13 protein-coding genes are annotated in these 8,857 nt (G+C 31.1%); 4 read left to right on the plus strand and 9 right to left on the minus strand.

Annotated features, from left to right (window positions below; translation table 11 throughout):
* The first annotated feature begins 17 nt into the window (after positions 1–17).
* Positions 18–1,718 (plus strand): ATP-dependent nuclease, encoded by a 1,701-nt coding sequence (locus C6368_RS03895; protein ID WP_107037868.1) that lies wholly within the window; start codon positions 18–20, stop codon positions 1,716–1,718.
* Positions 1,719–1,815: 97 nt separating this feature from the next.
* Here the strand turns inward: C6368_RS03895 and C6368_RS03900 are convergent, their stop codons facing one another.
* From C6368_RS03900 to C6368_RS03940, 9 genes are read right to left on the minus strand one after another with little or no spacing between them, the layout of a single operon-like run.
* Positions 1,816–3,003, minus strand: coding sequence for a VapE domain-containing protein (locus C6368_RS03900; protein ID WP_107037869.1), 1,188 nt, complete (start codon positions 3,001–3,003; stop codon positions 1,816–1,818).
* The gene (locus C6368_RS03905) at positions 2,996–3,298 is read right to left on the minus strand and encodes a hypothetical protein (RefSeq protein ID WP_107037870.1); all 303 of its coding nucleotides are present in this window, start codon (positions 3,296–3,298) and stop codon (positions 2,996–2,998) included. Before C6368_RS03905 ends, C6368_RS03900 begins: the two co-directional genes overlap by 8 nt.
* 10 nt (positions 3,299–3,308) lie before the next feature.
* Positions 3,309–3,713: a hypothetical protein gene (locus tag C6368_RS03910; protein WP_107037871.1), complete on the minus strand. Its 405-nt coding sequence runs from the start codon at positions 3,711–3,713 to the stop codon at positions 3,309–3,311.
* Between the two features lie 15 nt (positions 3,714–3,728).
* Positions 3,729–4,031 carry a hypothetical protein gene (locus C6368_RS03915; protein ID WP_107037872.1) on the minus strand — a complete coding sequence of 101 codons (303 nt, stop codon included), beginning with the start codon at positions 4,029–4,031 and terminating at the stop codon, positions 3,729–3,731.
* Positions 4,028–4,300 carry a helix-turn-helix domain-containing protein gene (locus C6368_RS03920; RefSeq protein ID WP_107037873.1) on the minus strand — a complete coding sequence of 91 codons (273 nt, stop codon included), beginning with the start codon at positions 4,298–4,300 and terminating at the stop codon, positions 4,028–4,030. Before C6368_RS03920 ends, C6368_RS03915 begins: the two co-directional genes overlap by 4 nt.
* Positions 4,275–4,523 carry a hypothetical protein gene (locus tag C6368_RS03925; protein ID WP_107037874.1) on the minus strand — a complete coding sequence of 83 codons (249 nt, stop codon included), beginning with the start codon at positions 4,521–4,523 and terminating at the stop codon, positions 4,275–4,277. Before C6368_RS03925 ends, C6368_RS03920 begins: the two co-directional genes overlap by 26 nt.
* 3 nt (positions 4,524–4,526) lie before the next feature.
* Positions 4,527–4,922, minus strand: a complete 396-nt coding sequence (locus tag C6368_RS03930; RefSeq protein WP_159038425.1) for a hypothetical protein — start codon at positions 4,920–4,922, stop codon at positions 4,527–4,529.
* 4 nt (positions 4,923–4,926) lie between these two features.
* A complete protein-coding gene (locus tag C6368_RS03935; RefSeq protein WP_107037876.1) occupies positions 4,927–5,121 on the minus strand; it encodes a helix-turn-helix domain-containing protein in 195 nt (64 codons plus the stop codon).
* Between the two features lie 48 nt (positions 5,122–5,169).
* Positions 5,170–5,799 carry a DUF5906 domain-containing protein gene (locus tag C6368_RS03940; protein WP_107037877.1) on the minus strand — a complete coding sequence of 210 codons (630 nt, stop codon included), beginning with the start codon at positions 5,797–5,799 and terminating at the stop codon, positions 5,170–5,172.
* Positions 5,800–6,012: 213 nt separating this feature from the next.
* On the opposite strand from C6368_RS03940, the gene C6368_RS03945 reads away from it, so the two are divergent.
* The 3 genes from C6368_RS03945 (at position 6,013) to C6368_RS03955 (ending at position 8,700) form a co-directional block, all read left to right on the plus strand.
* Positions 6,013–6,366, plus strand: coding sequence for a helix-turn-helix domain-containing protein (locus tag C6368_RS03945; RefSeq protein WP_107037878.1), 354 nt, complete (start codon positions 6,013–6,015; stop codon positions 6,364–6,366).
* 4 nt (positions 6,367–6,370) lie between these two features.
* Positions 6,371–7,276 carry a hypothetical protein gene (locus C6368_RS03950; RefSeq protein WP_107037879.1) on the plus strand — a complete coding sequence of 302 codons (906 nt, stop codon included), beginning with the start codon at positions 6,371–6,373 and terminating at the stop codon, positions 7,274–7,276.
* A 737-nt stretch (positions 7,277–8,013) separates the two neighbouring features.
* The gene (locus tag C6368_RS03955; protein ID WP_107037880.1) at positions 8,014–8,700 is read left to right on the plus strand and encodes a Crp/Fnr family transcriptional regulator; all 687 of its coding nucleotides are present in this window, start codon (positions 8,014–8,016) and stop codon (positions 8,698–8,700) included.
* The last annotated feature ends 157 nt before the right edge of the window (positions 8,701–8,857 follow it).

Raw genomic sequence — 8,857 nt, forward strand, 5'->3', positions numbered from 1 at the left:
GGAAATATTTAATTTAAGTGAATTTGAAACTATTTGATAAAATAACTGTCAAAAACTATAAGAGCTTCGATGAGATAGGTGGAGGCTTTGAACAAATTTTACCTATAAACGTAATTATCGGTAAAAATAACTCAGGCAAAAGTACATTAATCGATCTGGTTGGCTTTCTTACAGATAATAATCATGATTTCCTGAATGGTGGACGGAATGGTATAGGAACAGAGGTTCTAGTATCAACAACCTTAAAGAAGGAGGTTGTCTCGATAATTTTTAGAAAAGGAGAGAATAGCTCTTCTTACTATGGTTTTCCATCAAACTACGAGTATGGTAAACAATTTATTGGGAGGGAATATACTTACCAAATTGAAAGTAATGGAAAGAAGAAATATGTTGAAATTAAAGGAACTTATGATGATGTTGCTTTAAATGATATAAGAGCTTTTGCAGATGTGATTAAAACACCCTTAACTGATTATAAAATATGTAAAATAACAGCTGAAAGAGACATTATTCCTGAATCTAATAAAGGAGATCTGAGTTTGAACGCAAATGGAACAGGAGCTACAAATTATATACAGCAAATTATTAATCGTACCGATCAAGACAGTAGATTGATAGAAAATGAATTACTTGAAGAACTTAATAATATTGTTAAACCTGATATTGATTTTTCTCGTATCCTAATTCAGTTAGAAAATTCAAATAATTATTGGGAAATATTTTTTGAGGATGCAAAAAAGAATAGAGTAGCACTTTCGAAGATGGGCAGTGGAGTTAAAACTATTTTACTTGTTTTATTGAACCTAATAACTCGTCCAAAAGTTGAAAGAACAAGACCTAACGCGTATATTTTTGCATTTGAGGAACTTGAAAACAATCTTCACCCCTCTCTCCAAAGAAGATTATTCTCCTATATTAGTGCATATTCAACTAAGAATTCCGCTTATTTCTTTCTGACAACTCATTCAAATGTTGTAATTGACTCATTTAGCACTAGCGATGACGCACAGATAATTCATGTTTCCCATGATGGAAATGAGGCTAAAACCACTTCAATCGTCTCAATTTCAGAAACTAAGGATTTGTTGAACGACCTTGGAATTAAAGCGAGTGATCTTTTACAAAGTAATGGTGTTGTTTGGGTTGAGGGTCCAAGCGATAGAAATTACATTAATAAATGGATTCATTTAATAAACCCTGAACTAAAGGAGGGAATTCATTACTCTATAATGTTTTATGGAGGTAAGCTACTTTCAAATTTAACATTTGATTACGAGTGGTTTAATCGTGATGTGATTCCTCTTTTGAAAATAAATGGTAATGCCTTTGTCATAATGGATAGGGATGGCAAATCTTTAAATTCTAAATTGAATTCAACTAAAGATCGAATTTCTGATGAAATAGGAACTGAAAACTTTTGGATTACTAAAGGACGAGAAATAGAAAATTATATAACTAATGATGTAATTACAAAATGGCTAAATGATGATCATAGAATTGCTATGAGAAATAAAAAATTTGATAATGATGTAAATACAAAGCTTGAAGTTAATATACAAAATATTAGAAAAGATGTAAAATTAAAATACAATCTTAGCAAGACAAATTACTCAGCAGAGATAATAAAATATATGGAAGAGGAATCACTCAAAATTCTTGACTTAGAAGATAAGGTGAAATTATTAGTTAGTAAAATTGAAAATTGGAACAATAAATAAGTAGTTAATTCCCGATAAGTAAAATGGTAGGCTTTCACATTCAGTAGAAAGCACCATTTCACGAAAGTTAAAATCTGTTCGACATCCAATTGTTAAATCACTTCTCTTTTATATAATACCCTTTAACCGGATAATCCGATCCTTCAAGTCTATTACCAGTCTGTACATAACCTAAAACCTTCAAGGCAACACCAACTTTTCTTATGGTGATCCTGTTAGAAATTGTTTTCTGGTCTAGGATATGTTTGATCTCTGTAGTGGTTTTAAAGCAGTATTGTTTGTCGATTGGAAAATTAGCAGGGTGGAAGTACTGTTGAATAAGTTCCTGCTCGATTGAGCGTTGCATAAACTCAACATTTCTTTCTTCGTTCTCCATTATTTCCTCCCTGGTTAATTGATGCTGAAAACCGCCTTTAAATAAATAATATGCCTGGGCCCAAATTCGATTGATGTCAATGTCTTTGTTGTAATTGAAATCTATTTTTCCATCCAATTTAAAAGCAATCCAACGAACGTTACCAGTATGATCACTTAAGAACTCCGTTTCGTTTGTAGAAGCAACAAAATTAGCTCTTCTAATCAATCTCGTAGCACGTGCAGAGTAGGGTAAACGAGCTTTTACCGCATCCTTTGACATTACAGATTTAATCGCATTAATATCATGATTTGATAATTTAGATAATTCATCCAGGTTAATAATGAAGTTTGTACATAAGGCAATTAAACTGTCTTTGTCAAATAGAATATCTTCAGCAATATAACTTTCTAAATCAGGAGGACAAAACCACCTCAATAAAGTCGTTTTACCATTGTGTTGACCCGATTGTACGAAAACAAAACAATGCTTGTTTAATTGAACACCTAGAGAACATGCAACTGATCTTACAAACATTTTTTTCAATTGTGTTTTAAACGCCAATTCATTTCCTTTTTCTACAGGTAAATAACTAGTTAACTTTTCAATATAATCAGGTTCGTTCATCGGATCATATTCCTTTAATGATGTAAAATAGTTAACAAAAGGGTTGTATTCTTCAACAAAATCACTTGCCAGCATTGCTTTTAAATCATTAATAGAGAATTTAATATTTCTCTTCTTTAAATCTCTGTAAATACTATATTCGTTCAACTCATTTATCTTTTTATTATCATCTTCTTTATCAATAAACTCAATAGTGTTGGCAACAATATTTCGTTTTATATCAAACCTTTCTTTCATATAATTTTCAACAAGTTCCCATTGTGTAGGTGGTTGATTACTTTTATTCTCATTATTGTTAGACATTGTATAAAGCTTTTGTAGGTTTTTGTAATATTCGAGTTTGTTTTAAATCCACTTTTTTCATTTCAAAAAGGTTATACACTTTTATAAGGGATATTCTTTTTTTATCGATATAGTTTTGAAACTTTAGCAACTGGTTGATTGCTTCAATGATTTCATTTCTTAAAAAGTCTTTCTTTCCTATATCCTCGATTTCTATTGATAATTGCAAAAGCGCAAGGTTTAAGTCTTGCACTTTGTAATTTATTTCGAATATTAGTTGCTCTGAATGGAGCGCTATTTTCTCAATTTCTTGCATATTCTTATTTTTAAAAAATGGTGAGTTGATTGTTCAAAATGTCTTTCACTTCCTTGAAATAGATAATTCTATAGTAGCCTTCTTCAGGAAAGTAGGCTTTCATTTCTTCCCAGGAACGAAAACCATCATTAATCGCGAATTTTTCTAAGGCTGCTTTTTGCAGTCCATAGCTAGATCCACCAATTAAAACAATGTTCCTTTTTGAATGAATATAAACTTCTAACACCATCTTAGCTTTGCCTGTAGCGAATTGATGCGGGGTAGGGTTGGACTCCTTCTTTCCAGGAACACCTAACCAAAAATGAATATCCATTCCTTCATGCCATTGTTTTTCTGAATCCTTTCTAATGGTATGAATCTTTGATTCCTCCAGTATTTTATACTTGAATGCTAGTTTGTTAAATGATAGAACCATGGCTTTTATTTTTGATTAGTAGTTGCGTTTCATTTCGTGGAGTTCGAGATCTTTAAAATCACCAATAATTATTTTCACTAATTCACGAGCTTCATCAAAATCGGAAATCATAAATCCTTCGCTTATTGTATCGCCGTTAAACACTTCTTTGAAATCAGAACAGAATTTGTTCTTTGATTGGGAATAATGTAATTTTAGGGTTCTTTCAAACTCTGTGTCTCCAGTAGAAAACTTATTTGAATTATTCAATTCAAAAACCCAACCTTCGCGAAGCCGTTCTTCAGTAATTTCTTGTTTTATTTCGTCTATAATATTCATAGCATTAGTTTAAAATTCTTAAAATGTGTTTTGATTGATTTCTTTTCCTCCTGGTCTTCGATTAATTCTTCTATAGGACAGTCAAAAAAAGAAGCAATAAGTTGAAGTTGAGAAATACGTATTTCTGAAGGATCATCTTTTTTTAGGTATATCCACCTTTTCCAGGTTGCTTCGGAAACATTTAATGCTTCGGGGAAAAATCTCCATGAGATTTGATAATCCTCAACAGAAAGTTGTTTGAGTTTATGGAGTATGTTGTATTTGTACATGATCTTTAATTTTGAAATAATATGATTGATGAAAGTTTTCCATAATTGGGTGATCTGTTCCTTTTGTTAATGATGGAAAATGTTCCTTCAGAAATATATAATCAGTAACATTATTCACGTGATGTAATGGACAAACTATTTCATATGATTTTGCCTGGCAAATTCTTACATGTGGCGTGGCTGTGTCAAAAACAATGTTGTCGGGTTTCTTTAGAATTTTCATGATCTATAAATATTTCTGTGATTCATACGTCCAGAGTGAACTTTTCAACTGGCTATGTGCAAACTCTAATTCTGATACTCTCAAGCGTGCAAACATTTCGTTTTTTTGCACATCAATGGAGCTAGTTTCGCGTTCTATTTCGTTCATTAAAAGATGTGAAAGGTGGACATAAGCACCTGCTATATTTTCGGTAGAAGTCGCAACGGATTTTTCTTCTAAGCATTGAAGCATTTTTTTAACTTTTTTGTATTTCCGTTCTGAAGCTTCTAGCTTTACTTTTAAATTGACTCTTTTTTCTTTTGTCATAAAAGCACTAAATAGCCCTGACGCACTATAGGCTATTACTTCATTTGCTGCTTGGTCTTTTTTCTTTTCGAGGTATTCTTTTATTTCTTCCATCTCCCTAATCTTCAATAGTGAATAATTTTTCTAACTCTTCTTTTTTATAGAAAACCCTTTGGCCACCATTAATGCGGTATTTGTTTAGTTTTCCATCTTCAGCGGCACGATCTACAGTTCTTCTTGAAACGCCTAAATATTCAGCCGCTTCTGTAGGTGTAAGCACCTCTTTAAATCTTTCGATTGTCTTTTTTTTCATGATTTTTATTTTTTGTGGGGAACTAAATCTAGTTCCCCTGGTTGGTTATTACTTTTTAAAATTGGTATATAAGTAGTCTGTTAATTTTATAAGTTCATCTTCAGCCATAAGAGAAAGCTCCTTGTTTTTATCTGCTAAAAATTCTTTAGGTGAAGGTGTGATATCATTACCAGTTGTTTGAATGATAAAGCTCTTTCTGTTATTTACAACTAATTTTTTAGCGCCTTCTAAATCGTTTGATACGAGTAGGAAATTTAATTTAGGGCGTATTGCGGTATCAATGCTCCCTTTCTTTTTCACACGGGAAAAAACGCTATTCGCCATTGCTTTTATGATTTCTTGATGTTTAATTTTATCAAAATAAAATTCATCTATACACACCATAGATTTTGCAATCCAATGACTGTTATATTCTCTTTCAAGCTCGTATTTCGATATCTCTACACCATCAAAAGAAAACAATGTTTTCACTATTTCTAAAAAAGTACTCTTTCCACTTGCTGGAGAACCAGCTACTATTAATACTCTTTTTTTTCTCGAGTCTACTGGGCCAGGATCAAACTTTACTTGACTTAACCAGTCATAAACTTGCATTTCGTTCTCTCCAAAAACTTCTTGGATGAATTTCCCGATCACTGGAAAATCCTTTTTCGCTTCTTTTAAACTTAATCCTTTCATATATCTATTTTTTATTGGTTACTAATTTTCCTACGCTCAATGCCGTATACAGCCCTTAATGGCTTTATTCTTGCATTATTTTGACAGTCTTGAACAACTTTAGACAAATTTAAGTCAAAAAACGACTTAACCAAAACTATTTAGTCTTTATTTGGGTTGAAATAGTCTGTATTTGATTAATGAACTGAATATCAAACCTTTAATTTTATTAATATGAAAACCGAAAGAAATCAAGTACTGGAAACCGTTAAAAACATTAGAGAATCAAAGAATTACAGCCAAGAAATGATGGCGGACTTGATGGAGATTTCACAATCTGCTTATGCGAGATTTGAATCTGGAAGGTCAAAAACTGACTTAGAAACACTAGAATTATTCGCGAAAAATGTAGGTAAAACCTTACTTGAAATTTTTTACTACCCAAATGAACTTCCCAAGGATATAAACTCAGACATAAAAGCACAGTTGACCATTGAGTTAAGTGCTGAAAAAAAAGACCAGGTACTTAAAATGGTTTTCGGAGAAAATAATTTAGAATTACTGAAAAAGAAAGAATATAAAAGATAGAGGTATGAAATTTAAAACCTGGCATTTTTTTTTAGTTGTTTTTGCTTTCTTAATTTTCTTGGCTTCAGGTTTTGGTTTCAAGGCTGGAACGATGATAGCCTCAGCTGATAAAATAATAGATAGTGATATTGTTGAAAATTTCTATTCAAGCTCTTGGTCAGTTTACACTACTATTTTCGGGTTGTTTGGAATTGTTTTAGGAGTTGTATTTCCGTTGTATCAGAATAATGAGTTAAAAGAGAATATGAAGAAAATAGAAATTGAAATACTTAATATTAATAAAAAAAATAAAGAGATTTTGAAAAGCCATTCTATAGTTAATAAAATTTTACTTTTAGATAAACCAAGAGACTTGAGGGATGATAAACAGTGGTTAGCTTATTTGAATAAAGTTAGTAATGTAGAAATCGTATCAAACTTAGATGCATATCTTAGTATGATTGAAATTTTCAGAACTTGCTTATCAATGCTTCAATTAAGACCTGAAGACGAAATAACAAAAATCATCACAAATAAAATAGAAAAAGAATTTCCTCTGCTTTTATCTTCAAACAATAATAAAGAAAAAGTTTTAAATAACACTATTGACATTTGGTTATTGATTTTAGATAATTCCTACAATAATAATGTTGAGGAATATATTGAGTTACTAGAAAATAGCTTTACTAATATTTTAGGAAACGCTAAATCATCTGAAAAGGAATTAATAAAAAGATGTTTATTGCCAGAGTTCAGAGAATTAATAAAGGAAAGACCAGAAGGTCAAAAATACAAGCAAATATTTAGAATAAAAAAATCAGAAACAGGTAAACCTGAAGATGTAGAAATAGATATGCATACTGATAAATTTTGGGATAAAAATGCAAAAGAACAAATCAATAACTTTATTAGAAGATTAAAAGAATTATAAGGGAATAATATCAAATTCAGGTTAATTGTACAATGCAAAAGCTAAGATTAAAAACTAAAAAACTTCAATAACCGTGATACCCTGTGTTACCAATCTTCTACAAGTACTGTCAAATATGAATTCTTCAAAACCTTTCGGGCTCACTAAGAATAAAAGCTTTCCCTTTAGGGAAGGCTTTTTTCGTTTTACAGAAGTCTATCACTATTTCATCGAGGACATGGTTTTAAAGAAGTCTGAGTGTTTCAATGATACATTCAAGGTTTTGGATGAACACAAAAGTCTTATTAGGTTCTCATGATTATCTGAATCGGAGTCCATAGGGATTTGCAAGCCTTTTATTTCGTATATAATGTTTGTACAACTAATTAATTGTCATGTTAAATTCAGATAAAATCAATACAGTTTTATCTAAAAAGCATTACTTCCCTTCAATCTGTACAAAGTCAAATCGCACGATGACTTAAGCCTTTAGATTCGAAAAAAAGTTAAATAAATTCTGGTTTTTTAGAATTATAAAAGTCATGTTGTACATTTGCTAACTCAAACTTTTACGAGTATTCTAGCTGATTCAAAGGGATAGCCGTAGTTTTAATTTAATATTTAAGACAAATGAGTTAACAATTTTCTCTTTTCTATTGTAAACTAATTTACTAGAACCTAAACCTTTTTAATTCTTTATTGTTTTGTTAAAGGGAGTGTAAAAAATACACTCGTTCTAAAAAAAAAGTGAAAAAGTTATGAAAAATACAAAATTGTGGTTTATTGATGGTATTGAGTTGTTCGACGAACTTACACTGGATCAAAAAATGGAACTACAAAGTATTTTTAAAGAAAATAAATATTCTAAAAATGCAAATATCTTCGAAGTTGATGATCCAGTAAAAGATGTGTTCTTTGTGCATACAGGTAGAATTAAGATAGTTAAATCCTCAGATTCTGAAAAAGAGAGCATAAAACGAATTTTGAATCCAGGTGATTATTATGGAGAGAATGCTGCTATAGATCCAAATATGTTTACGCACCATAAGGATACGGCAATTGTGATGGACAAGGATACAGTAGTTTACTCCATTCCTTTAGAAGATTTTAAGAACATTTGTACATCTAATCTAGCGATTAATGCGAAGGTTGTCAAAAACATACTAACTAATTACCGTAGACTTGATAACCGATTGACATCAGTGATGCTTAAAAAATCGAAAAATAGAATTATTGATTTCATAAAAGAACTAGCGGAAGATATTGGAAAACCAGTAGGGTACGAAATGCTCATAAAGCATAATTTGACCCATCAGGAAATTGCGAGTATTACTGGAATTTCAAGACAGAAGGTGACAACAATTCTTAATGAATTTAAACAAGATGGTTTGATTCACTTGGAGAGAAACTCTATTTTGGTTCATGACACTAAGTTGTTGGCTTAAAAGTTTAGTCGTTGAATTGACTCTTAACTTTGGTAAGCAGAGAAAATTGGGAGAGGAATAGCAGGCTTCAAATGGAGTTGCAATTTTTTATTGTGATAAGTAATATCTGCGGAATCCATTAAATCTGCAGGGATTTATAGCCGACTTCAGTATTAAT

Origin of the sequence: Brumimicrobium mesophilum, from assembly GCF_003025005.1 — a bacterium.
Taxonomy (GTDB): Bacteria; Bacteroidota; Bacteroidia; order Flavobacteriales_D; family Crocinitomicaceae; genus Brumimicrobium; species Brumimicrobium mesophilum.